The organism is Halofilum ochraceum, from assembly GCF_001614315.2.
GTDB lineage: Bacteria > Pseudomonadota > Gammaproteobacteria > XJ16 > Halofilaceae > Halofilum > Halofilum ochraceum.
This window is the reverse complement of record NZ_LVEG02000022.1, coordinates 1-23539: the sequence shown is the minus strand read 5'-3', so window position 1 is coordinate 23539 and position 23539 is coordinate 1. Positions and strand designations below refer to the sequence as shown.

General features: G+C 67.7%; 18 protein-coding genes. 6 read left to right on the top strand and 12 right to left on the bottom strand.

The window, feature by feature from the left end; genetic code table 11:
• Positions 1 to 97: 97 nt before the first annotated feature.
• The 4 genes from A0W70_RS15760 to yihA all read right to left on the bottom strand — a co-directional run bounded on the left by A0W70_RS15760 (position 98) and on the right by yihA (position 7868).
• Positions 98 to 1321 carry a putative manganese transporter gene (locus A0W70_RS15760; protein WP_067564119.1) on the bottom strand — a complete coding sequence of 408 codons (1224 nt, stop codon included), beginning with the start codon at positions 1319 to 1321 and terminating at the stop codon, positions 98 to 100.
• Positions 1322 to 1575: 254 nt separating this feature from the next.
• The gene (locus tag A0W70_RS15755; RefSeq protein WP_067564116.1) at positions 1576 to 6363 is read right to left on the bottom strand and encodes a PAS domain S-box protein; all 4788 of its coding nucleotides are present in this window, start codon (positions 6361 to 6363) and stop codon (positions 1576 to 1578) included.
• A gap of 118 nt (positions 6364 to 6481) precedes the next feature.
• Entirely contained in the window at positions 6482 to 6928 is a 447-nt protein-coding gene (locus tag A0W70_RS15750; RefSeq protein WP_067564113.1) for a DUF3429 domain-containing protein, read from the bottom strand.
• A gap of 325 nt (positions 6929 to 7253) precedes the next feature.
• Entirely contained in the window at positions 7254 to 7868 is a 615-nt protein-coding gene (yihA, locus tag A0W70_RS15745; protein WP_067564109.1) for a ribosome biogenesis GTP-binding protein YihA/YsxC, read from the bottom strand.
• A 121-nt stretch (positions 7869 to 7989) separates the two neighbouring features.
• Here yihA and A0W70_RS15740 point away from each other — a divergent pair, with 121 nt between their 5' ends.
• The 3 genes from A0W70_RS15740 (at position 7990) to A0W70_RS15730 (ending at position 10127) form a co-directional block, all read left to right on the top strand.
• Positions 7990 to 8628: a c-type cytochrome gene (locus tag A0W70_RS15740; protein ID WP_067564106.1), complete on the top strand. Its 639-nt coding sequence runs from the start codon at positions 7990 to 7992 to the stop codon at positions 8626 to 8628.
• Between the two features lie 91 nt (positions 8629 to 8719).
• Positions 8720 to 9337, top strand: a complete 618-nt coding sequence (locus tag A0W70_RS15735) for a thiol:disulfide interchange protein DsbA/DsbL (RefSeq protein WP_070990067.1) — start codon at positions 8720 to 8722, stop codon at positions 9335 to 9337.
• Positions 9324 to 10127, top strand: a complete 804-nt coding sequence (locus A0W70_RS15730) for an endonuclease/exonuclease/phosphatase family protein (RefSeq protein ID WP_067564099.1) — start codon at positions 9324 to 9326, stop codon at positions 10125 to 10127. The genes A0W70_RS15735 and A0W70_RS15730 overlap by 14 nt, the downstream gene beginning before the upstream one ends.
• Before the next feature lie 449 nt (positions 10128 to 10576).
• On the opposite strand, the gene A0W70_RS15725 is transcribed toward A0W70_RS15730, so the two are convergent.
• The 4 genes from A0W70_RS15725 to A0W70_RS15710 all read right to left on the bottom strand — a co-directional run bounded on the left by A0W70_RS15725 (position 10577) and on the right by A0W70_RS15710 (position 16862).
• The gene (locus A0W70_RS15725; RefSeq protein WP_067564094.1) at positions 10577 to 11464 is read right to left on the bottom strand and encodes a histone deacetylase family protein; all 888 of its coding nucleotides are present in this window, start codon (positions 11462 to 11464) and stop codon (positions 10577 to 10579) included.
• Positions 11465 to 11867: 403 nt separating this feature from the next.
• On the bottom strand, positions 11868 to 14942 hold the full coding sequence (locus A0W70_RS15720) for an efflux RND transporter permease subunit (protein ID WP_067564090.1): 3075 nt from the start codon (positions 14940 to 14942) through the stop codon (positions 11868 to 11870).
• On the bottom strand, positions 14939 to 16105 hold the full coding sequence (locus A0W70_RS15715) for an efflux RND transporter periplasmic adaptor subunit (protein WP_083331080.1): 1167 nt from the start codon (positions 16103 to 16105) through the stop codon (positions 14939 to 14941). The genes A0W70_RS15720 and A0W70_RS15715 overlap by 4 nt, the downstream gene beginning before the upstream one ends.
• A gap of 127 nt (positions 16106 to 16232) precedes the next feature.
• The gene (locus A0W70_RS15710) at positions 16233 to 16862 is read right to left on the bottom strand and encodes an arylesterase (protein ID WP_245675908.1); all 630 of its coding nucleotides are present in this window, start codon (positions 16860 to 16862) and stop codon (positions 16233 to 16235) included.
• A gap of 155 nt (positions 16863 to 17017) precedes the next feature.
• On the opposite strand from A0W70_RS15710, the gene A0W70_RS15705 reads away from it, so the two are divergent.
• A complete protein-coding gene (locus A0W70_RS15705) occupies positions 17018 to 17593 on the top strand; it encodes a DNA-3-methyladenine glycosylase I (protein WP_067564081.1) in 576 nt (191 codons plus the stop codon).
• 74 nt (positions 17594 to 17667) lie between these two features.
• The gene (locus A0W70_RS15700) at positions 17668 to 18144 is read left to right on the top strand and encodes a hypothetical protein (protein WP_067564077.1); all 477 of its coding nucleotides are present in this window, start codon (positions 17668 to 17670) and stop codon (positions 18142 to 18144) included.
• Between the two features lie 11 nt (positions 18145 to 18155).
• On the opposite strand, the gene A0W70_RS15695 is transcribed toward A0W70_RS15700, so the two are convergent.
• A complete protein-coding gene (locus A0W70_RS15695; protein WP_067564074.1) occupies positions 18156 to 19508 on the bottom strand; it encodes a dicarboxylate/amino acid:cation symporter in 1353 nt (450 codons plus the stop codon).
• Positions 19509 to 19659: 151 nt separating this feature from the next.
• On the opposite strand from A0W70_RS15695, the gene A0W70_RS15690 reads away from it, so the two are divergent.
• Complete coding sequence (locus A0W70_RS15690) at positions 19660 to 20037, top strand: DUF2784 domain-containing protein (RefSeq protein ID WP_067564070.1); 378 nt, start codon at positions 19660 to 19662, stop codon at positions 20035 to 20037.
• A 158-nt stretch (positions 20038 to 20195) separates the two neighbouring features.
• Here the strand turns inward: A0W70_RS15690 and A0W70_RS15685 are convergent, their stop codons facing one another.
• From A0W70_RS15685 to A0W70_RS15675, 3 genes are read right to left on the bottom strand one after another with little or no spacing between them, the layout of a single operon-like run.
• Positions 20196 to 20627, bottom strand: coding sequence for a group III truncated hemoglobin (locus A0W70_RS15685; protein ID WP_067564175.1), 432 nt, complete (start codon positions 20625 to 20627; stop codon positions 20196 to 20198).
• 14 nt (positions 20628 to 20641) lie between these two features.
• Positions 20642 to 23017 (bottom strand): copper-transporting P-type ATPase, encoded by a 2376-nt coding sequence (locus A0W70_RS15680; RefSeq protein ID WP_067564065.1) that lies wholly within the window; start codon positions 23015 to 23017, stop codon positions 20642 to 20644.
• Complete coding sequence (locus A0W70_RS15675; RefSeq protein ID WP_075109897.1) at positions 23010 to 23420, bottom strand: MerR family DNA-binding protein; 411 nt, start codon at positions 23418 to 23420, stop codon at positions 23010 to 23012. The genes A0W70_RS15680 and A0W70_RS15675 overlap by 8 nt, the downstream gene beginning before the upstream one ends.
• Between the last annotated feature and the right edge of the window lie 119 nt (positions 23421 to 23539).

Genomic DNA, 23539 nt, shown 5'->3' with positions numbered 1-23539 from the left:
GGCATACTAACCCGAATCCGGATGCGGCCTCACGGACCGGATCGCGTCGGTAACCCCACCACCCCCTTGTTTGCCCGATTCGGCGATTCGTGGCGCCTCAGTGCATCAGGAAGAAGGTGGCGTACGCGACCATCAGCGCCGGGATCCCGGTATAGAGCGTGGCGACGATCGCCGCGCGCGGCGCCAGTGCGATCGCGGGGAACAGCGCGTCGCCGTCGTTGGAGATCGCGTTGCCCAGCAGCGCGGCCATCGGGATCGCCCCGGTCAGGTACAGGCCGGTGACGATAATCTGTGGCCCGCAGCCCGGCAGGAAGCCGATCAGGACGGCGATCAGCGGTGTCAGTACCAGCCAGCCGGAGAACCAGCCACCGATGTCGGCGCCGGTGAAGTGGACGCCCAGCTCGAACAGCAGGAAGGCCGCGATGACCCACACGGTCACGAAGTTGGTGTCGTTGATCACGCGCGAACGCAGGGTGGGTGGCGCCGTGGTCTGGTCGTTCGGATTGCCCGTCTTGCAGGGCGCGTTGTTGACCTGACCGGGTTCGGTCGTCAGGTACGCGCTCCACATCAGCAGCGCCAGGACGCCGCCGGCGAACCCGAGCCAGGTGACCGGCTCATAGGCCGCGAGTGGCCCGAACCACTGGTTTGGATCGACCTGGGCGGCGATCGGCAGCGCGAACACCAGACCCGGTGCCATCAGGGCCATCCACAGCGGATTGAGGCGCGTCGTCTGCCGCGGGCGCCGGCCCATGCGCGCGCGCCGCTCGGCCTCGTCGCTGTCGGCGAGGGCCTGGCGGCGCATGAAATCCGGTCCGTGCAGGGCCTCCACCAGCCAACCCGATATGGACCCCACCACCAGACCGAGCGCGAATACGATCAGTGCCGTGGTCGGCTCCTGCGAGAGCAGCAGGAAAGCGGCATCGCCCATAGTGGCGGTCAGCACGGCGATCAGGGCGCCGAAGCCGACCTGGCCGTTGACGTACTGGGTGACCACGACGATGGCGCCGCCGCAGCCCGGCAAAGCGCCGAGGAACGCGGCGACCGGGACCTGCACTTTCGGGTGTGCCTGCAGCGTATCCGCGAGGTTGAAGCGGAACAGCCGTTCGATGCCGTAGATCAGCACCAGCGTGCCGGCGACGAACACGCTGACCTGCAGCCAGGCCTCGGCGATGGTGTCGACCATGATGCGTCCGGCCTCGGGTGCGAACCCGGCGAGTGCCAGCAGTGCCACCGGTACGAGCACGCGCCACGAGATCAACTCGCGCGCGGCGCGGTGGAAATCGATCAGGCCGCGTTTGGCGGCAAGGATGGCGGCGGTCATAGTGCCTTGGCTTTAGACTGAGTCTAATCAGGACTGTAAGTATAGCCGAGGCTGAATTCAAGTTCTCGGGCTTAAAAATTTTGGCCGAGCTACCGCTTTCCCGTCTTGGGCCGGCCGGGCATCCGGGAGCTGTCGCGCTCCGGCTCGCGCCTGCGGGGAGATATGGAATTCGGGGAGGCTCGGCCAATCGGCCGGTGATTGGCCTGGGGGCGCGCAGCTGTGCGCCATTGAGGCCTGGATATCGACTGTCGGGATCAGCGCCCGGTCTGTCGCAGCCGGTCCTCGAAATCGCCGTGCGGGAGTGGCCGGTCGAACCAGTAGCCCTGGGCGTTGTGGCAGCCCAGTTCCTGCATCAGATCTGCCTGAGCGGCGGTCTCGACGCCTTCGGCGATGACGGTCAGGCCGAGGCTGCGCCCGAGTTCGACGATGGTCCGCACGATTGCCCGGGCCGTATCGGCCGATGCGGGAGCGTCTTCGGGGGCGTCGATATCCGCCACGAAAGCGCGATCGACCTTGAGCGTGTCGATCGGCAGGTGGCGGAGGTAATTCAGCGACGAGTAGCCGCTGCCGAAGTCGTCGATGGCGATCCGCAGTCCAGGTGCGCGTGCCTTGAGGTCATTGAGCTGACGGCTTGCGTGCTGGAAATCGACCATCAGCATGCTTTCGGTGATCTCGAGTTCCAGCCCATTGGGATCGACACCGGTATCCGCGAGTACCTGGGCAACCTCGGCGCCGAAGTCCGCGGAGTGGAGTTCGCGTGCGGAGATGTTGGCCGCGAGGATGATGTCTTCGCCGGCGGCCTGCCACTCCGCCAGTACACGCGCGGCGGCGCGGAGGACGTAACGGTCGATCTGCCCGATCAGCGGGCCGCGCTCCGCGACCGGGAGGAACTGCCCGGGCGTGAGCGGCCCCCGCTCCGGATGGTTCCAGCGCAGCAGCGCCTCGGCGCCGACCAGGTTGCGCCCGGGCAGGTCGATCTGCGGCTGGTAGTAGAGTTCGAGCTGATCCTCGGCGAGCGCCGTGCGCAGTTCGGCTTCGAGCCGCAGCCGCTCGCTGACCTGTGCGTTCATGGTCTCGGCGAAATACCGGTAGCGGTTCTTGCCGGCATGCTTGGCCGCGTACATCGCAGTGTCCGCGGTCTGCATCAGGGCTTCGGTCGATTGCCCATCCTGGGGGAAGATGCTGATGCCGATGCTGGGCCGCGCCGTCACGTCGCGGCCGGCCACCTGTACGCTCGGCTGCAGCGAGGCCAGCACCCGCTCGGCGACCTCGGTCGCATCGAGTTCCTCCCGCAGGGGCACGGCGATGACGAACTCGTCACCACCCAGGCGGGCAACCGTGTCGCAGTCGCGGACGCAGTTGCGCAGGCGGGCGGCGACCTGTTGCAGGAGTTGGTCGCCGGCGCTGTGGCCCAGCGTGTCGTTTACCAGTTTGAACTCGTCGAGGTCGAGCAGCAGGACGCCCAGTTCCTCGCCGCTGCGTCTGGCGTCGAGGATGCCGCGCTCGAGACGGTCGGTCAGCAAAGCGCGATTGGGCAGGTCGGTGAGGGTGTCGTACTGGGCCTGGCGCACGAGTTCCTGCGCGAGCCGGTCCTGCTCGATCGCGATCGAGGCGATCTGGGCCATCTCGTTGAGCAGCGGCGTATCGTCTCGGCGGTCTTTCTCTCGCGCCGTCGTCAATGCGGCGACGACCGCAAGAGTCGCTCCCTGCTGATCGCGGACCGGGACCGCGCTGATCGCGCGGAAACCGGCGTCACGGGCCGTCCGCCGGAAGCGGCTCTCGTCGTCTTCCGCCAACTCGTCGGTCGCCGGCCGATCCGCCCCCAGCGTCCCCGCGATTGCGCTTCCAGCCGCCTCCGGGGGCTGGCCGTCGATCGTGGCGGTGCAGGGCGCGGGCAGCCGGGGCGCCGCCGCGGTCTGGAGACGGCCGTCGCGGAGCCGGAAGATGGCCGCCGTGAGGTCGTCGTGCTGGCGCTCGATGAGGGCAACGAGTTCCCGCAGGATGTCATTGAGCGGGCGGTCACGGGCGATCATCTCGAGGATGCGGCCGCGACCCTCCGCCAGGCGCGCCGCCCGGTATTGCGCGGTGATATCCCGGACCGTCCCTTCGTAATAGCGGACCCGGCCATCGGCCCCACGGACCGCACGGGCGTTCTCGCTCGTCCAGATCCGCTCGCCGGTGGCCAGGCGCGTGATCTCGGCCTCGAAATCGGTGACCCGGTCATGGCGCTCGAGCGCCTCCATCAGGCGCGTGCGGCTGTCCGAGTCCACGAACCACTGCGCATGGATGTTCTCCATCCCGGCGAGCAGTTCCGCCTCGGTGTCGTAACCGTGCAGCCGCGCGAGTGCCGGGTTGGCGCGCAGGAGCCGCCCGTCCGGGCTGGAGCGGTAAATCCCCTCGGTCGCGTTCTCGAAGATATCCTGGTAATCGGACTCCGCGCGCAACTGCTCGGTGACGTCGATCATTACCGTGCGCGAGCGCAGCATCCGCCCGGCGTCGTCATATTCCACGGTCGCCGAGAGCAGGATGTCGAGGATCTGCCCGTCCGCGCGCACGATCTGCATGGGCTCGTCGCGCATCACGCCGTCGGTCATCAGTCGGCGAAAGTCGATACGCTCGACCTTCTCGCGCGAGGCCCGACTGAGGAAGTCGCGGGAGTAGGCGCCGATTACCTCCTCGCGCGGATAGCCCAGGTGCTGGAGCCAGTAGTCGTTCACATCGATGATGCGCCCATCGCGGTCGATCGAGTGCATCATCACCGGGGTGTTGTCGTAGAGCGAACGGAAGCGTGCCTCACTGGCGGCCAGCTCGCGCTCGATCGCCATGCGGTCGCTGACATCGGCCATTACCGACACCGCCTGCACGATGTTGCCGTCGTGATCGTATTCGCAATCCGCGGACAGCAGCACATCACGGATCTCGCCATCGGCGCGCACGATCTGGAACGGGATGTTGCGGCAACGGCCGTCGCGCCAGAACGTGGGGCGGATCTCTTCCAGCGCTCGGCGGCGGGATTCCGGCGTAAAGAGGTCGATCGACTGGCGGCCGATGACTTCCTCGCGTGTGTAGCCGAACTGCTCCAGCCAGTAATCGCTGACCGCGACCAGACGCCCCTCGGCATCGATCGAGTGCATCATGGTGGGCGTATGGTGGTAGAGCAGGCGGAAACGTTCCTCGCTGGCGCGCAGATCCGCCTCGACCGCGACCCGCTCGGAGAGATCGCGGATCACCGTGGAGAACCGCTCGATCCGCCCTGACGGATCCCGGTGCGAGAGGATCGTCTGGGACACCCGCCGGTGCCGGCCGCGGGCGGTCACGATAGTCGCCTCGCCGGACCAGGTTCCGTGATGGGCCGCCTCGACGCTGGCGTGATCGAGGATGTGCTGTCGGTCCTCGGCGCTTACGAAATCGAAAAACGAGCGGCCAGTCACGGTCGCGTCATCCGCCAGTTCCAACAGTGCTCGACCGCCGGCGTTGAGCCAGTGGATGTCGCCCTGGGTATCGGTGATCGCCACGCAGTCGGGGGTCGATTCCAGGATCGCGTTCAGGCGATCGGCCTCGGCCCGCGCCGTCTGCCGGTCGGTCACGTCGACCAGCAGGCCATTACAAACGATCTCGCCATTGTCCAGTGGTTGCGGTACCGAGCGCGCTTCGACCTGAACGGTGCCGTTGGGGGTGACCAAACGGAACTCGCGCCGCAGCGGCGCGAGCGTCTGCTCCGACACGCGCACTGCCTGAATGAGGTCCTCGCGTTCGGGGTCGGGCACCAGCGACAGGAAGGTCTCGAAATCGTCGATCGGATAATCGTCGGGCAGGCCGCAGATGCGCCTGAGCCCATCGCTCATGTACGTGAACCGCCACGTCCCGTCTGCGGCGTGGCGGAACTGATAGATCGCGCCCGGCAGTGAGCCGGTGATCGCGCGCAATCGGCGCTCCGCCTCGGCCAGGCGATCCTCCGCCTCGCGCCGCGCCGTGATATCGATCATCAGGCCGTTCCATACGACCGCACCGTCCGCCCGCGGATGCGGTTGCGAGCGCGCCTGGATCCAGCGTCGGCCGATGGGGCCGTCGAGCGGGAATTCCTGCTCGTATCGGCTCATATCCCGGGCGGACGCATTCAGTCGTTCCATGGCCAGGCGCGCATCCCGTGGCGGGATCAGGCCCATCACCGTGTCGAAGTCGGCCAGGTCGGCGTCCTGAGGGAGTCCCGTCAGTGCGCCGAGGCCTTCACTCATATAGGTCGTGGCCACGCGGCCGTCGGGCAGGAGTACGACCTGGTAGATCGCGCCGGGCAGCGAGTCCGTGATGTCGTGCAGGCGGGTCTCGGTATCGGCGAGACGCCGCTCGGCTGCCCGCAGACCGGTGATATCGATGACGGTCGCCAGCCGCAGTGCTTCACCATCCGGCAGATCAATGCGGCGGCTGCAGGTGTCGATGAGCATCGGCGAACCGTCGCGGCGCTCCACCCAGAGTTCCCGCGCTTCGCCTTCGCGTTCGCGTTGCAGTACGGCGCGATGATGCGCCATCGCGGTGGCCCGTTCGTCCGCGGGGAATACCGCCGTGAAGTGTCGACCGAGGAGTTCGTCGGAGCGATAGCCGTAGATGGCACAGTAGGCGTCGTTGACGTAGCGGTAGTAACCCGCCTCATCCAACAGCGTGAGACCGGCGCCCGCCAGGCGCATGACCGACTCGGCGACCAGCGCGTTCGGCGTGGGCGGTTGTGCGGTCATGAGCAGCAGCCCGTCGCTGATGCCCAGATGCACGGCAAGTCGGTGTCCCGTAGTCGCCAGGGTGGCTTCGAAGTGGGTGTGGCCGGAATCGCGCGCCGTGGTCAATGCCGTTTCGAGCGTCGGCTGGTCCGCCGGCGTGAAGAAGTCGTGCACGCGTTTTACGCGCGCCGCCCCTGGCGGGCACCAGCGAGTGCCGGTACGGATCACCTGACCGTCGGGGGTGGCGACGGCGACCAGGGCGTCGATCAGCTCGAACAGCAGATCAGGGTCGATGCTGGCGCCATCGTTCCGGGGCGGGGCGGTTCGAACCATGGGCGTCCTTTGCTGCAACGGCCCCGTGCGGCCTTGCGTTTCGGGGCGTCGCGTTATGGCTTCTTGCACGGGCGACGATAGCACGTTGCTGCCCGGATGCAGTGGGCCCGGGACAGGATCAGGCGCTGGTCACGATCCCCGCGAGCGCTGCGGCATGACAGGCCAGAACCGCCGCGGTCAGGCGGGCCCGCAGACCGGGATACCAGGGCGATCCCGTGACCGGACACCGGACGCGTTCCCACAGCAGCAGTGCAGCGAATCCGCCCGCGAGGACGATCGTCGCCGTTGCTGCCGACACCAGAAGCGCCAGCCAGGCGACCAGCGAGGGGAGAACGCCCACGACCGCGCGCTCCGTCGCGCGCCCGCTGCCGGGGCTCAGAGCCAGCCCCCACTGGATCCCGCCGAGAAACGCGAGGATCGTGGCCCCATAGGCGATGAAAACCTGCGCGGCCAGCGCTGTCCCCGGCCAGGGGCCGTGGAGCATGAGGGCCGCGAGCACGAACGGGATGAGCCCGGCGTAACCCAGCACCCCGGCGGTGCGCGGCGACAACGTTGCGGAGTCCATGCGCTCTTCCAGTGTCAGGCCTTCGGCTGCAGTCTACGGGCGAACGCGGTAATCGCAATCCGCGACGACGATGGGAGCGGCCACCGCATTTACCGGGTTTGACCGCCGGGCTGTTCGCGCATGGGCTGGGGTTCGGATGCGTGTGCGGGCGGATCGAGCGTCGGCTTTGCGGAAACCGGCCGGTGCGGGGAACCAACGCGCCGTTGTGTTGTCACAATCAATACGGCGCCCTTCCCGGGGTGCCAGCCCGCCTCCTCCCTCGGCGGGCACCCGGCGAACCGCCGGGATGCCTTGCCCCGACGCCCAGGGCGGCGCCGGGGCCCTCTTACGGAATGTCCGCCCAGCCATACCATTCGTCGAGCAGGCCGTGCAGGTCGTCGATACCCTGACCGTGCGTCGCCGAGAACAGCTGCAGCGTCGCATCCACCCCAGCCCGGCCGAGCTCGCCACGTACGGACTCGAGTGCCTTCGCCGCCTGCCCCCGGCTGAGCTTGTCCGCCTTGGTCAGAATGCCGTGCAGGGCGGCACCTGTCGGTTGCAGCAGTTCGACCAGTTGCCAGTCGAGGCTCGTCAGACCACGGCGCGAATCGAGGATGAGAACGACACCGACCAGCGACTGCCGCTGCTCAAGATAGGATGCGAGCAGTCGCTCCCAGTTGCGGCGTGTCTGTTCCGGTACTTTCGCGTAGCCGTAGCCGGGCAGATCCACCAGCCGACGGTCGTCGCCGAGTTCGAACAGGTTGATCAACTGGGTCCGCCCCGGCGTTTTGCCGACGCGGGCGAGCCCGCGACGCCCCGTTACCGCGTTGAGGGCGCTCGATTTGCCGGCATTCGAGCGGCCCGCGAAGGCGACCTCACGGCCGGTGTCCGGGGGCAGCTGGGCGAGCCGGGCGACGCTGCCGCCGAAGTCGACGCGCGCATAGCGATTGGGGTCGGTCATCGATTCGCTCCGGGCAAGGACCACTGTAATTGATCGGGATGGGTACTCTGGTATAGTTTCGGGCGCTCAAGCGCGGGCCGTCCGGCGCCGGGCGGGGTGCATTCTACGGAGTCGATCGAGCATGAAGAAGGCAGTGACGGCAATCGCGTTCGCGGCACTCCTCACCGGTACCGGAACCGCCAAGGCCCAGGACGGTACGCCGTACCTCGACGGCGGCGACCCGGAGGCCGGCAAGTCCCTCAGCCAGACCTGCGCGGCCTGTCACGGGCCCGATGGCAACAGCCCCAACGCCCAGTGGCCGAACATCGCCGGGCAGCATGCGGCCTACACCTATAAGCAGCTCATGGATTTCAAGAAAGGCGAGGAGCGCGCCAACGCCCAGATGGCCGGTATGGTGGCCGATCTGAGCAAGCAGGATATGCGCGATCTGGCCGCTTTTTACGCGAATCAGCCGCAGAAGACCATGGGTGCCAGCAACGAGGAACGCGTCGACCGGGGGCAGAAGATCTATCTCGGCGGCATCCCGGACAAGGGCGTGGCCGCATGCATCGCATGCCACGGCCCGCGCGGCCGCGGCAACCCCGCTGCCAATTATCCCGATGTCGGCGGCCAGTACGCACAGTATCTGATCACGCAGCTCGAATACTTCCGTTCCGGCGAGCGGGCGAATGATCGCGCGGCCATGATGCGTTCGCTCGCCAGCGAGATGAGCGACGAAGAGATCCGGGCCGTGTCCGAATATATGGCCGGCCTCAACTGATACGGCCGGCTCGAACCCTGCGACGCGGTGGACCTGAACTTCCGCGGCGCGCGATGGTCGGATGATGGAATCCGTCCGGAGAGCCCTGATCATGCAGCGTTTCATCCAGGCCGTAGTCGCGGCCCTGTGCCTTTTGGCTTTCGCACCGGTGGTCCCTGCGGCCGACTATCGGGTCATCGATTCATCCGCAGGCCCGGGTGACTCCGAGGGCATCCAGGTCACGGAGTTCTTCTGGTACGGCTGCCCCCATTGCTACCGGTTTGCCCCCAGAATCGCGCAATGGGAGGAGTCGAAGCCCGACGAAGTCGAGTTCCGGCATATCCCGGCGGTACTCTCGGAGCGCTGGGCGCTGCACGGACGGGCCTTCTTCGCCGCGCAGGCGCTGGAGGTTCTCGACGAATTCCACATGCCAATGTTCCGTGCGATGCATGAGGACGGCAAGCGCATGCGGAGCGAGGAAGAGATCGGCGAGTTCGTGACCTCCCTCGGCCTCGATGGTGAGGAATTCGTGAGTGCCATGAACTCCCTCGGCGTCAACACGCGAATGCAGCGCGCGCGCGACCTGCAGCAGACCTACGGAGTTTCCGGAACGCCCTCGGTGGTCATTGACGGGCGTTACATCACCTCGGGCAGCATGGCCGGCAATTTCGACCGCATGATCGAGGTGATCGACGAACGGGTGGCGGCGGCACGCGGTGAGCGCGACTGAGTCGTCGCAGGCCCGGGCCACCGAGGGGAGCGGCCTGTTCCGCCTGCTCTCTTACAACATCCAGGTCGGTATCCGTACGGGGACGTTCCGCCAATACGTCACCGGTGGCTGGAAACATATCCTGCCGCACCGCGAACGCCTGCGCACGCTGGCGGCCATCGCCGATCAGATGCGCGGCTACGACCTCGTCGCCGTCCAGGAGGCGGACGCCGGCAGCCTGCGAACGGGCTTCCTTGGCCAGACCGAATACCTCGCCCGCCGCGGCGGCTATCCCTGGTGGATCGAGCGCACCAATCGCCGTGTAGGCCGGTTGGCCCAGCACAGTATCGGGGCCCTGTCGCGGACCGAACCGGACCGCATTCAGCGCTTCGCGCTGCCCGGCCGCGTGCCCGGGCGCGGGGGCATCATGCTCGATTTCGGTTCCGGTGAGGGCCGGCTCAGTGTCGTGGTCGTGCATCTGGCGCTGGGGCGCCAGACCCGACAGCAGCAACTCGATTTCATCGCCGAGTTGATCGCCGATTCCCCGCACGCGGTCGTCATGGGCGATTTCAACGCGCCTCATGGCGCGCCGGAGATGCGCCGCTTCTTCAACCGCACGGAACTGGTCGAGCCCATCGCGGAACTCAACACCTGGCCCGCCTGGCGCCCCCTGCATAACTTTGATCACATCCTCACGACCCCGGAGCTGCGCATCGAACGCATGAGCGTTCTCGACGACAGCCAGTCCGACCACCTCCCCGTAGCCGTCGACCTCACCCTCCCCAGCGCCTGCAGCGTACCCATCGCCTGATCGAGTCCCGTATCCGTTTGCCAGTCAGCCGAACGATGTGGTGAACCACAGATGGACACGGATCAACACAGAGGGCACAGGTGGCCCCGTGAGCTCCGGGGAGCTTCGCTGAGGCACTCTCGCAATGTCGGTCCAGGATTCAGAACCACGAATGAACACGAATGGGGTTGAGGTGATGCAGGCTTGCTGGAGCTCGCGCTGACACCGCATCCACTCCGTGATCTTGTCCGTTCGAATCGTAATGAGCCTGTCAGCGAAGCTCGCGCGAGCGATCCAACCCAAGCGGCAGCATTCGTGTTAATTCGTGTTCATTCGTGGTTCCAGCAAACGGTTCTTTCGGCACTGGATTTCAGCGAAGCTCCCGGAAGCCCTGCCAGGCCAGGAGCCAATCCGTGTTCATCTGTGTCCATCTGTGGTTCAGACAGCGGCCGCACGGACTCCTGAAACCCTCAGACGAGGGTGGCGACGCGTTGGATGCTGGCGAAGTGGATGTCGACGATGGTGTCGATTTCGCGGGCGTAGCCGCCGGCCATGACGACGACCACGGGCAGGCCGGCGTGGCGGCAGCGGTCGACGACGAGGGCGTCGCGCTGGTTCAGGCCTTCGGGGGTGACGGCGAGGCGCCCGAGGCGGTCGCCGGCGTAGGCGTCGGCACCGGCGAGGTAGAACACCAGATCGGGCGCGAAAGCCGTGAACGCGGTGTCGAGTCCGCGCTCCAGGGCGCGCAGGAATGCCTCGTCGTCGGCGCCATCGTCGAGCCCGATATCGAGATCGCCGTCGACCTTATGCGTGGGGAAGTTGCGTGCCCCGTGAATGGAGAAGGTGTAGACGCTCGGATCGTCCTGGAATATCTCGGCCGTACCGTTGCCCTGGTGGACGTCGGTATCGATGACCAGCGCACGCCGGATCAGACCCTCGCGCTGGAGCGTGCGCGCGGCGACCGCGCAGTCGTTGAACACGCAGAAGCCCTGCGCGGCGGCGATCTGGGCATGGTGCGTACCGCCCGCAAGGTTGCCCGCTGCCCCCTCCGCCAAGGCCACGCGCCCGGCGGCGATGGTCGCGCCGTTCGAGCGCCGCGAGCGCTCCACCAGACCCGCTGACCAAGGGAAACCGAGGGCGCGCACCTCGCGCCGATCCATGGTCCCGTCGACCACGCGATCGATATACCCGCGCTCGTGCGCGAGCGCGAGCTGGTCATCCGTCGCCGCCGACGGCTCGATCAACTCGAACCGCCCATCCCCGGCACAGCGCTCCCGCAACCGCCGGTACTTGTCCATCGGAAACCGATGCCCGTCGGGCAACGGCAACACGAAATGATCACAGTAGAACAGTTTCACGATAGAAGATTACTGGAACCACAGATGAACACGGATTGGCTCCCGGGCTGGCACGGCTTTCGGGAGCTCAGCTGACGCACTCTCGCACCATCGGACCTGGATTCAGAACCACGAATGAACACGAATTAACACGAATGGGGTTTTGGGGAAATCCAGGCCTGCCGGAGCTCGCGCTGACACCGCATCCACTCCGTGATCTTGTCCGTTCGAATCGTAATGAGCCTGTCAGCGAAGCTCCCGCGAGCGATCCAACCCAAGCGGCAGCATTCGTGTCCATTCGTGTTCATTCGTGGTTCCAGCAAACGGTTCGTTCGGCACTGGATTTCAGCGAGGCTCCCGGAAGCCCTGCCAGCCCGGGAGCCAATCCGTGTTCATCCGTGTCCATCTGTGGTTCCAACCACCGTCACGCCCTGACAGGCGGATCATTACGGTGGACGCGTTCGTAGATGACCGGGATGAGGACCAGTGTGATGAGCGTCGAGAACAGGAGCCCGCCGACCACGGCGCGGCCGAGCGGGGCCTGGGTTTCGCCGCCTTCGCCGGCGCCGATGGCGAGCGGCAGCAGGGCGAGGATGGTGGTCATCGCGGTCATTAGGATGGGCCGCAGACGGCGTCGGCCGGCCTCTTTGAGCGCGTCGTTGATGGTCTCGCCTTCCGCGCGCAGGCGGTTCGCCTGGTCGACGATCAGGATGGCGTTGTTGACCACGATGCCGATCAGGATCACGCAGCCGATGAGTGACTGGGCGTTGAGCGTAGTCGCGGTCGCGAACAGCACCAGCACCACGCCGATCAGCGCGAGCGGAACCGAGCCCATCACGATGAGCGGATCGCGGAAGGATTCGTAGAGGCTCGCCATGACCATGTAGACGAGCGCGATCGCCAGCAGGATCTGCAGAAACAGTGACGAGAAAGCCGACTGCTGTTCCTCGTAATCGCCGGCGAGCACGATGTCGTAATTATCGGGGATCGGCATACCGGCGAGCGCCGCCTGGACATCGTCGACCACAGAGCCCATATCGCGACCAGCCAGGTTGCCGCGCACCTCGATGAAGCGCGTCTGGTCCTTGCGGTCGATCACCACCGGGCCCTCGGCGCGCGCCAGTGAGGCGACGTTGCCCAGGCGCACGAGGCCGCCGTCGGCGCGGGGTACGCGCAGGTCGAGCAGTTCGCGCGGGGGCAGGGTCTCGTTGCCCTGGAACTGCACGCGCATGTCGATCTCGTCGCCGGCGTCGAGGAAGCGTGAGGCGATGCGCCCGGAGATCGCGGTCTCCACGGTCTCCGCGACGGCCGAGACGCGCACGCCCTGGTCGGCGGCGCGGTCGCGGTCGACGCGGATCAACTGCTGCTGCTCGCCGCCCTCGCGCGACAGGCGCGTGTCGACGATGCCCTCGATGTCGCGGATCCGGCGCTGCACCTCGTGCGCGAGCGCCTCGAGCGTCTCGAACTCGTACCCGCGGACCTCGATGGCCAGTGACTCTTCCCCGGAGGACAGGGCGCGCAGGAAGAACGGACGCCGGGTGCGGACCCGGACCTCGGCACCCGCGACCGGTCCGATCTCCGCACGCAGATCGGCCGCCACTTCCGCGGAAGAGCGCTCGCGCTCGGCGCGCGAGGGCAGCGAGATCCGGATCTCGCCCTCCGCGGATTCCGACGGCCGGTAGGAGCCGGAGCCGACGCTGGTGACGGTGTTGATGAGTTCCGGGACCTCGCGGCGGACGACCTCCAGCGCCTGCGCGGTGCCGCGCTCGACCGTGTCCAGGCGCGTGCCCGCGGGGAACTCCACGTCCACCTCGACCTCGCCCTCGTCGGTGGCCGGCATGAACTCGGTGCCGAGCAGGGGCACGGCGGCCACCGCGGCGCCCAGCAGGAGCACGGCCGCGCCGAGCACCCGCCAGAAGCGCCCCAGCAAGCCGTCCAGCAGGCGGACGTAGGCGCTCTCGAGCCGGCGCAGCCCGGCCCCGATCGCCTCGCCGATCTCGTGCAGCGGCCATGGCGCGCGCAGCGCCCGCCCGCGCAGCAGACGGGCGCTGAGCATGGGCACGACGGTCAGGGCCACCAGCAGGGCACAGGCGAGCGCAAACGCGACCACGAACGCCAGCTGCTTGAACAGCTGCCCGGCGAGTTCCTGGGCGAAGAACATGGGGACGAAGATCGCCACCGTCGTGAGCGTGCCCGCGACCACCGGCGCCGCCACTTCGCTGGCGCCGCGGTCGGCGGATTGGTTCGCCGTCTCACCGTTGCCCTCGTGACGGCGGACGATGTTCTCCAGCACGACGATTGCGCTGTCCACCATAAGGCCGACGCCCAGGGCGAGTCCGCCGAGCGTCATCAGGTTGAGCGAAAAGCCGCCGAAGTAGATGAGCGCGAAGGTGGTGATCACCGATACCGGGATCGCGGTCGCGACGACGAGCGTGGCGCGCAGGTTGCGCAGGAAGAACAGCAGCACCGCGATCGCCAGCGCGGCGCCGGCCAGCATCGCCAGGGTCGCGTTGCGGATCGAGCGTTCGATGTACTCGGATGTATCGAACAGCGTGCGCATGTCGATCTGCGGCAAATCCGCATTCATGCGTTCGATCTCGGCCTTCAGGCGCTCGGCCACCTCGACCGTGTTGGCACCGGACTGCTTGCGTACGGCGATGCGGATCCCCGGTTCGCCATTGATCCGGATGATCCGCGTCACGCGTTTCTGCGTGTCGGCGATCTCCGCCACCTGGCCGAGACGCACCGGCGCGCCGTTGCGCACGGCCACGATCTCGTTACGGACCTCGTCGAGGTTCTCGTAGCGCCCGGGCACACGGACGGTGTATTCCGTGTAGCCCTGCTCGATGGAGCCGCCGGGGCGGTTGAGATTGGATTCGCGCAGGGTCTCGACCACATCGGCCAGCGGCAGATCCAGCGCCTGCACGCGCTCCGGGCGCAGGCGGATCTGGATCTCGCGTTCCGGCCCGCCCCAGAGATCGGTCTGGGCGACGCCCGGCACCTGCTGAATCCGGTAGCTGAGGCGGTTGTCGATGATGCTGCGCAGCGCGATCGGGTCGATCTCGCTGAACACCCCGATGAGCATGATGGGCGCATCGGAGGTATCGAACTTGCGGATCTGCGGGCGCTCCGCTCCTTCCGGCGGGTCCTCGTATTCCTCGTCGATCGCGGCGCGCACGTCCATCGCGGCAAAGCCGAGATCGGTGCCCCAGGCGAACCGCAGCCGGACGTTGGCAACGCCCTCCGAGGTCGAGGCCGTGATCTCCTCGATGCCCTGCACGGTGGCGACCGCGTTCTCGATCGGCTTGGCGACCAGTTCCTCCATCGCCTGCGGCGAGGCGTTGGGGTAGGCCACGTTGACCGTGATGTACGGGTATTCGATATCCGGGAGCAGGTCGACCGGCAGCCGCGTCAGCGACATCACGCCGATGACCACGGCGATCAGGGTCACCATGGCCGTCAGCACGGGGCGGCGGACGCTGAAGGCGGAAAGATTCACGGCGACGGCAGCTCCGAGACGATCACCGGCGCGTCGTCCTCGAGCATCTGCTGCCCGAGCGTGACGACCCGGCCGGACAGCTCGGGCTCGAGGATCTCGACGCCATCGTCGCCCTCGATACCGACGGTGACCGGCACGAACTGCACGGTCGGCGGATCGCCCTCGACCACCCGGTACACGCCAGGTCCCTCCTGCCGGCGCACGATCGCTTCCGCGGGCACCAGGGTGGCATCGTCGGCCGTGGCCACCGTTACCCGCACTGTCACGAACATCCCCGGCTTCAGGGCGCGATCCTCATTCGGCAAGGTCACTTCGAAGCGCGCCTGGCGCGAATCGCTCTCGAACCGTGGGGCGATGCGGCTGATGCGGCCCTGGAACGTCCGGCCGGGTAACGCATCGGCGGTGACCGCCACGGTCTGACCGCCCGAGAGTCGCGCGTAGTCGCTCTCCGGCGCGAACACGGCCGCCGTGATCGGCGCGATCCCCAGGACCGAGACGAGGGGCGTGTTGGCGGCGACCGTATCGCCGGCGTTCACCATGCGCTCGCCGACCACGCGTTCACTGTCGCCACCGCGCCAGTCAGCGCGCACACGGGTGTAGCTGAGCTGCACCCGCGCCCGCGCGAGCGCGGCCTCGCGCTGTGTCACGCGGGCCTTCGCCACCTCGACGGCGGCATTCTGCGCTTCCGCGCGCGCCCGGGTCGTATCGAGTTCGGATGTCGAGGCCAGATCGCGCTCGGCGAGCGAGCGGGTACGCTCGAACTCGCGCCGGGCGAGCCGCGCATCCGCCTGCGCCTGTTCCACTTCGGCGCGGGCTACGGCGAGCTCGGCCTCGGCCTCGGCGACGGCCTGGGTCGCCTCGTCGTCGTCGAGCTCGGCCACGACCTGGCCCTGCTCGACCCGGTCGCCGATATCGACATGGATGCGCTCGATCTGCGCGCCGATCTTCGGTGCGACGGTGAAGGCATCACCGGCCTCCAGGGTACCGGTGAAGGTCCGCACGTCGGCGACCGACCCCGTCTCCACGGGCGCGGCCTCGACCGCGACCCGGCTGTCGCCCTGGTCTGTCGATGGCGGTGCGACGCCCTGGTCACGCAGCCACCAGGCGCCGGCGGCGATTGCAGCGACGGCCGCGATGCTGATGCCCCATCGATACATGCTCATCCACTGTCCTTTCGCCGGGTATACCGGGATCGAATTCGAGTCGTGGTCGCGTTCGGGTTCGTCCGATTTCCACGCGGTCCGCTCGACGCGGGCGCGCTACGGGCCATGTTCCCGGTATGGCGACGCATCAGGACGCGAGTGCCCCGGTGCGTACGAGCAGACGGTGCACCGCCTCCGCCAGGCGCCGGTAGCCCGCCGCGTTTGGATGGACCTGGTCGGACCGAAGTTCCGGGCTGTCGATGATCGTCTCCATGATGTCCGCCTCCAGGGGCACGCCTTCGCGCTCGGCCACCGTGTAGTAGAGGTCCGCTGTGGTCTGGAAAAACAGCGCCCGGGCTGGCACGCCGACCAGTACGACCGGGATGCCGCGCTGTCGGGCGCTGTCGACCATGGCCGCGAGATTCCTTCGGGTGGCGCCGAGGTCTTTTCCGCGCAGGATGTCGTTGCCGCCGTGCAGAAGGATGACGAGGTCGGGCTCGACCGCATCCAGCACGCCGGGCAGTCGTCGCCGTCCCTCCGCGGACAGTTCGCCCGGCACGCCCGATTCGATGACCTCGCGCCCGCTCAGTCGTTCAAGCGCGGCCGGGTAACTATCGCCGTCATCCGCGCCGGTACCGTGCGTCAGGCTGTCGCCGAAAGCGAGTATGCGGGCGTCGTCGGCCAGGGGGTCCAGCGGCGGTGGCCCGCTGCATCCGGCGACCAGCAATACGACGACCGCGATGGCGGCCACTGCGCGCGCACGGCGCATACGTTGCATGGGGTACTCCGGTTCACACCCTGGTGTATTGAGCGACCGCACATTCCGCACAGGTCGCGTCGGCGTGACGCGCCCTGCGCCCATAGGCCGGCCCCTGCCGATACCGTATGGCAAGGGCGTATGATGTCACAGCCCCTCCCGCCCCGGGACGAACCTTGCCGAACCGTAATGACACGCGCGAGCGCTGCGCCTGGTGTGGTACCGACCCGCTCTACGTCGAATACCATGACGAGGAGTGGGGTGTACCCGCTCACGACGACCGCCACCTGTTCGAGATGCTCGTTCTCGAGGGACAGCAGGCCGGCCTGTCCTGGCTGACGATCCTGAAAAAGCGCGACGCCTTCCGCGAGGTATTCGCCGGGTTCGATCCGGAGCGGGTCGCCGCGTTCGGCGAACAGGATATCGAGCGCCTGATGCAGGATCAGCGCATCGTGCGCAATCGCGCGAAGCTCAACGCCGCCGTCGGCAACGCGCGGGCTTTCCTGGATCTGCGCGAACGCCATGGCCGCTTCAGCGACTGGTTGTGGTCCTTCGTCGACGGCGAGCCGGTGGTCAACCGGCCCGCCTCCGAGGCGGACATCCCGTCGGAGACTCCCACTTCGAAGCGCTTGTCGAAAGCGCTTCGGGCGGCCGGTTTCCGGTTTGTCGGGCCGACGATCTGTTACGCCTACATGCAGGCCGTCGGTCTCGTCGACGATCACGTCGAGCGTTGCTTCCGTGCCCGTCCGTAACGGCCTGGTCCGCCGGTTTGTCGCCACGGTCGCCGCTCTTGCGGCCGTGATGCGTGCGGGTGGCTGACCGCGCCATGGAGCGAGTGCAGGGCACCGTCGAGCGGCTCGAGTATCAACGGCACCAGGTGGGCCGCGGCCGTGCAGGCCGGCCGGCGCCGACCGTTCATATCTATCGCTTCCGGGTCGCGGGCAACACGGTCGAGCTGCGCCATGGGGCCGCGCTGCCGCTCAACGAGGGCGATCAGGTGACCGTGGCCGGCCGCTCGCGGGCCGGCGTGTATCGAGCCTATGCCTGGGACAACCACACCTGGGGGGCGCGCCTCGTTGAACCGCGCGGCATGGCGGCCGCCATGCGCGGCTGGTTCCCGGCGATCCCCGCCGCCGTCCTCCTTATTCCGGCCCTCGGTCTCTGGCACGAGGGTGCCGGGCTATCTGCACGGGCTGCTTCGGTCACGGCGGCGGTGGCGGCCGCCGCCTTTGGCATCTGGGCGGTTCGCGGTTTCATTGAATACGCCCGCTATCGGCGCGCGGCGCGCCTGCTGGATGCCTGAACGGGCACGGATCACGCGGTTGCAGGCGCCGCGGCGGCTTTCTCCTTGCCCGCGAACCGCTCAAGCACGACGCATGCGGTCATGTCGCCCGCGACGTTGACGGCGGTTCGGCTCATATCGAGCAGCCGGTCGACACCGAGGATCAATGCAACACCCGCCGCCGGGATGCCCACCCCTTCCAGCAGCATGGCAAGGATGACGATGCCGGCCCCGGGCGTACCCGGTGAACCGATCGCCGCGATGACCGCCATCACGACGACGAACAGCAGGGCCGACGCGTCGAGCGGTACGCCGAATGCCGACGCCAGGAACACCGTCGCCACGCCCTGATACAGGGCCGTGCCGTTCATGTTGACCGTGGCGCCCAGCGGCACGATCAGTTTCGCGATGGATGCGCGCACGCCGAGGCCCTGCTCGGCGGTCCGGATCGACAGCGGCATGACCGCGGCCGAGCTCGAGGTCGAGAAGGCCAGCAGCAGCAGTTCCCGGGTCGCGCCGAGGAAGGCCAGCGGTCGCCGGCCGGCGCTGACCCCGATGATGATCAGGTACAGCGCCACCAGCAGCAGGAGTCCCGCGAGCACGGTCGCCACATAGACCGTCATGGCCGCGAGTACGCCGAAACCGACCGTCGATACCAGTCGCGTCATGAGCCCGAACACCGCGAACGGTGCCAGCCGCATCGCCCACGAGACCACGGTCATACAGACCTCGAGGATGGAGCCGAGCAGATCCAGCAGTGGCACCGCCTTGTCACGTGGCATGCCGAGCAGCGCGACGCCGACGATGAAGGCGAAGCCGATCACCTGGAGCATCTGCCCCTGGGCCATCGCGTCCAGCGGGTTGGTCGGCAGGAGCGAGACGAGCAGCGCGGGCAGGTTGGTCACATCGGGGCGGTTTGCCGGCTCCGTGACAGCGGTGACCGGGGCCGCCATGGTGTTGCGCAGCTGTTCGACGTCCACGTAGGCGCCAGGATCGATCGCGATGGCCAGCGCGAGACCGATGGCGGTGGCGATCACCGTGGTCACGAGGAAGAACAGACCACCGCCAATCCCGACGAGCCGCAGATTGGCGCCGCCCGCCTGGGTCGCGATCCCGCGCACGATGGACGCGAACACGAGCGGCACGACGATCATCTGCACCAGCGCGAGGAAGAGCTGCCCCGGCAGCGCCAGCCAGCTTACGATCGAATGCGACAGCGCCGGTTCGACCCAGCCAACGCCGGGACCGAGGAGAACTCCGGTGATGATACCAAGCACCATCCCGATGATGACCTTCAGCCAGAGGCGGTCTTCGACCAGGCGGTTGAGTCGATTGGCGAGCCCGGTGAGTGGGCGTACGAAGGGGGCGTGATCGCTGGTGGGCATGCAGTATGATCCGTACGTTCCGGGGAAGAGGGAGTCTGTATCCCGCGGTACCCTGTCTCCAGGTCAGTGCGAACTATACGCCGTATCCCCCGGGGCCATGAATCGCTGATCGAGCGGACCGGAGCGGGGCCGGTGGAACTCCGGAGTAGCAATGCAATCGCATCTCGCAGCCGATCTGCTCGCCCTGGCACACCTCGCATACGTGGCCTTTGTCGTGGTCGGCCAGGGCCTGATCATGTGGGGCGGACTCGCAGGGTGGCGCTGGACCCGCAACCCCTGGTTCCGCTGGCTGCATCTTGGCGCGATCGGCATTGTCGTGGCCGAGGTCGTGCTCGGGGTGTACTGCCCGCTGACCCTGCTGGAGGCCCGCTGGCGCGGGCAGGCGGTGGACGAGGCCGGTTTTATCGCCGAGTGGGTCGGGCGGCTGCTGTATTACGACATCGCGCTGTGGCAGGCGCACGTGGCGTACCTGCTGTTCGCCTTGATCACCGTCGGATCGTTCGTGCGGTGGCCCCCGCGGCGCTTTTAAGCGCAGGGGCGCGGGTGACATTTTATGACGCCCCGATCAGCGGGCTATGAGAGGCCGGCCTTACCCGGCGCCCGCGGCATTTGCCTCCCGCACCACCATCGGCCGCCGGGGAATGCCGGCATTGCACGGTGGGATGCCCGGGACCGCGCAAGGCCGGCCTACTTCCGTGTCCTTACGGTGTCCTCCGCATACGCGTCCAGGTTGCGTTCCAGATTGGCGGCAATCCGCACCGCCAGGGTCCGGGCCCGGTCGGCGCCCGGGCCCGCGAAGCGCTCGTCGATCGTGCGCGTGAACAGCGCCAGCCAGCGATCGAAATGCCGGCGGGTGAGCGGCATGCGCGCGTGCACCGCAGCGTGGCGCGCGACCATGTTGCGGTCATAGTCCGGGCGGCCCAGCAGCATCTTGCGCCAGAAGGCCTTGATGGTGGGCAGATGCTGGTCGAGATCGACCGCCGCCACCTTCGTGAACATCGGCGCGAGGGTCGGATCCACCAGCACGCGCGCGTAGAAGGCGTCCACGAGTTCGGAGATGGCCTCCGGACTGTTCAGGTCGCGCGTTTCATGCGCCGCTACCGATGCGCTGGTCTGCATGGCCGTACCCGTCATTACCGCAGCGCGACATGCCGCAGCCGCAGCGCGTTCGTGATGACGCAGACCGAACTCGCGCTCATCGCGGCGGCGCCGATCATCGGTGACAGCAGCAGACCGAATACGGGGTAGAGCACGCCGGCCGCGATCGGCACGCCCGCGCCGTTGTAGATGAAGGCGAAAAACAGGTTCTGGCGGATATTCGTCATCGTGCGCCGGGACAGCTGGCGGGCACTGGCGATGCCGCGCAGATCGCCGCGGACCAGCGTCACCGGGGCGCTCTCGAGCGCCACGTCGGTGCCGGCGCCCATGGCAATCCCCACGTCAGCGGCGGCCAGTGCCGGCGCGTCGTTGACGCCGTCGCCGGCCATGGCGACGGTCCGGCCCTCGCGCTGCAGCGTCTGCACGAGGGCGTGTTTGTCCTCCGGCGAGACGCCGGCCCGGACCTCGTCGATGCCGAGCTGGCGCGCGACCGCCTCGGCCGTGGTGGCATTGTCGCCGGTACACATCACAACGCGCACGCCGGCGGCATGCAATTGCTCAAGGGCCTCGCGCGTGGTCTCCCGGATCGGGTCGGCGACGCCCAGCAGCCCGGCCGGCTGGCCGTCGATCGCGACCAGCATGACGGTCTGGCCTTCGCCCCGCAGTGCGTCCGCACGGGTCTCCAGCGCGTCGGTGTCGATCCCGGCGTCGGCCAGCAACGCACGGTTGCCGACGAGCACCACGCGCCCGCCGACGGTTGCGTGCACGCCCTGGCCGGTCACGGAGTCGAAATCCTTTGCCGTGCCCAACTCGATGCCGCGATCGCGCGCCCCGGCGACGATCGCCGCGGCCAGCGGGTGTTCGCTCCCGCGTTCCACCGCCGCGGCCGCGCGCAGCAACTCGTCCTCTTCCATGCCGTCCCACGCCTCGATCGTCACCAGTCGCGGCCGACCCTCGGTCAGGGTGCCGGTCTTGTCGCAGACGAGCGTGTCGACGCCCTCAAGCGTCTGCAGCGCGGTCGCGTCGCGGATCAACACGCCGGCCTGGGCACCCCGGCCCAGACCGACCATTACCGACATCGGTGTCGCCAGACCGACCGCGCAGGGGCAGGCGATAATCAGCACCGAGATGGCGACCACGAAGGCGTGGTTCAGTGCCGGCGCGGGACCGATCACCGCCCACACGCCGAATGCCAGCAGGGCGATCGCGACCACCACCGGGACGAAGATACCGGCCACCCGATCGGCCAGCCCCTGGACCGGTGCGCGCGAGCGCTGCGCGTCCGCTACCAGCTGGACGATCCGCGCCAGCAGCGTATCGCCGCCGACCTGGTCGGCCCGCATGACGAAACCGCCGGTCTGGTTGACGGTCCCGCCGGTGACGCGGTCGCCCGTAGTCTTGCTCACGGGCATCGGCTCGCCGGTGATCATGGATTCGTCGACATTGCTCGATCCCTCGAGGATCTCGCCGTCCACCGGCACCTTCTCGCCGGGTTTGACGCGCAGGTGGTCACCGGTGGTCACGCGTTCCAGTGGCACCGTTTCCTCGTTGCCGTCGGCATCGATCCGCACGGCCTGCGGCGGTGCCAGTTCCAGCAGGGATTTCAGCGCCCCCGAGGTCCGCTCGCGGGCGCGGATTTCCAGCACCTGGCCGAGCAGGACGAGCGTGGTGATGACGGCCGCGGCCTCGAAGTACAGCGGTGGGTGACCGCCTTCCAGGAACGCCGCCGGCAGGATGCCGGGGAACAGCAATGCCACCAGGCTGAACGCAAACGCCGCACCGGTACCCAGCGCGATCAGCGTGAACATGTTCAGGCGCCGATTGACGACCGACTGCCAGCCGCGCTGGAAGAACGGCGCGCCGCCCCACAGCACGACCGGCGTCGCCAGCAGGAGCTGCAGCCAGCCCGAGATCGAACGATCGATCCACGCATCGACGTCAAGGCCGACCATGCCGCCCATGGTCAGGACGATCAGTGGAATCGACAGTGCGGCCGAGATCCAGAAGCGTCGCGTCATCGAGACCAGTTCGGCACTCGGACCCTCGTCGGCGGTGACCGTCATAGGCTCGAGCGCCATGCCGCAGATCGGGCAATCGCCCGGTTCGTCGCGCACGATTTCGGGGTGCATCGGGCAGGTGTAGCGCGTGGTCGTCGCGGACCCGCCGACCCGCTGCAGAGCCATCCCGCAGTGGGGGCAGTTGCCGGGTTCGTCCGCTTCGACGCCCGGGCAGCAGGCGCAGATGTACTTGCCGGGCGTGTTGCCGGTATCCGCGGGACGCGAATCGGCGTGGCCGCAGCACCCGCTTCCGTGGTCCGTGGTTTCGGGCGCGCTTTCCGCGGCATTGCCATGACAGCAGGTGCTCTGCTGTTTCGCGCTGGTGGTCTTCTCGTGCTCGCAGTGGTCACTCATGACCGGCGTCCTCGTTGAGCGTCTCGATAATCGGGCAGCCTTCAACGGGACCATGCCCGGAGCACTGCCGCGTGAGATCGGCGAGGGCTGCCCGCATGCGCTGCAGCTCACCGATCCGGTGTTCGATCTCCGCCAGTTTGTGTTCGGCCAGCGCTTTCACGCTGGCGCGGTCGCCTTCCGCCTCGGCGAGTTCCAGCAGTTGTCGGATCTCGGTCAGCGAAAACCCGAGTTTCTTGGCACGCTTGATGAAGCCGAGCCGCTCGGTGACCGCGGGGGCAAAGCGGCGGTAACCACTCGCCGTGCGGCCGTCCGCGGCGATCAGCCCCTCGCGCTCGTAGAAGCGGATCGTCTCCACGCCGACATCGCTGCGGCGCGCGAGCTGACCGATGCTGAGGTGTTGCATGGCGGTGTCCATGTTGATTCAAGTGCATAGGCTATAGTCTGTAGTCGACTACAGAGTCAAGCGTTGATCGCGAGCAAGCTCGCTCCTACAGGTGACCTGCACCGCGGTCGCAGGATTCA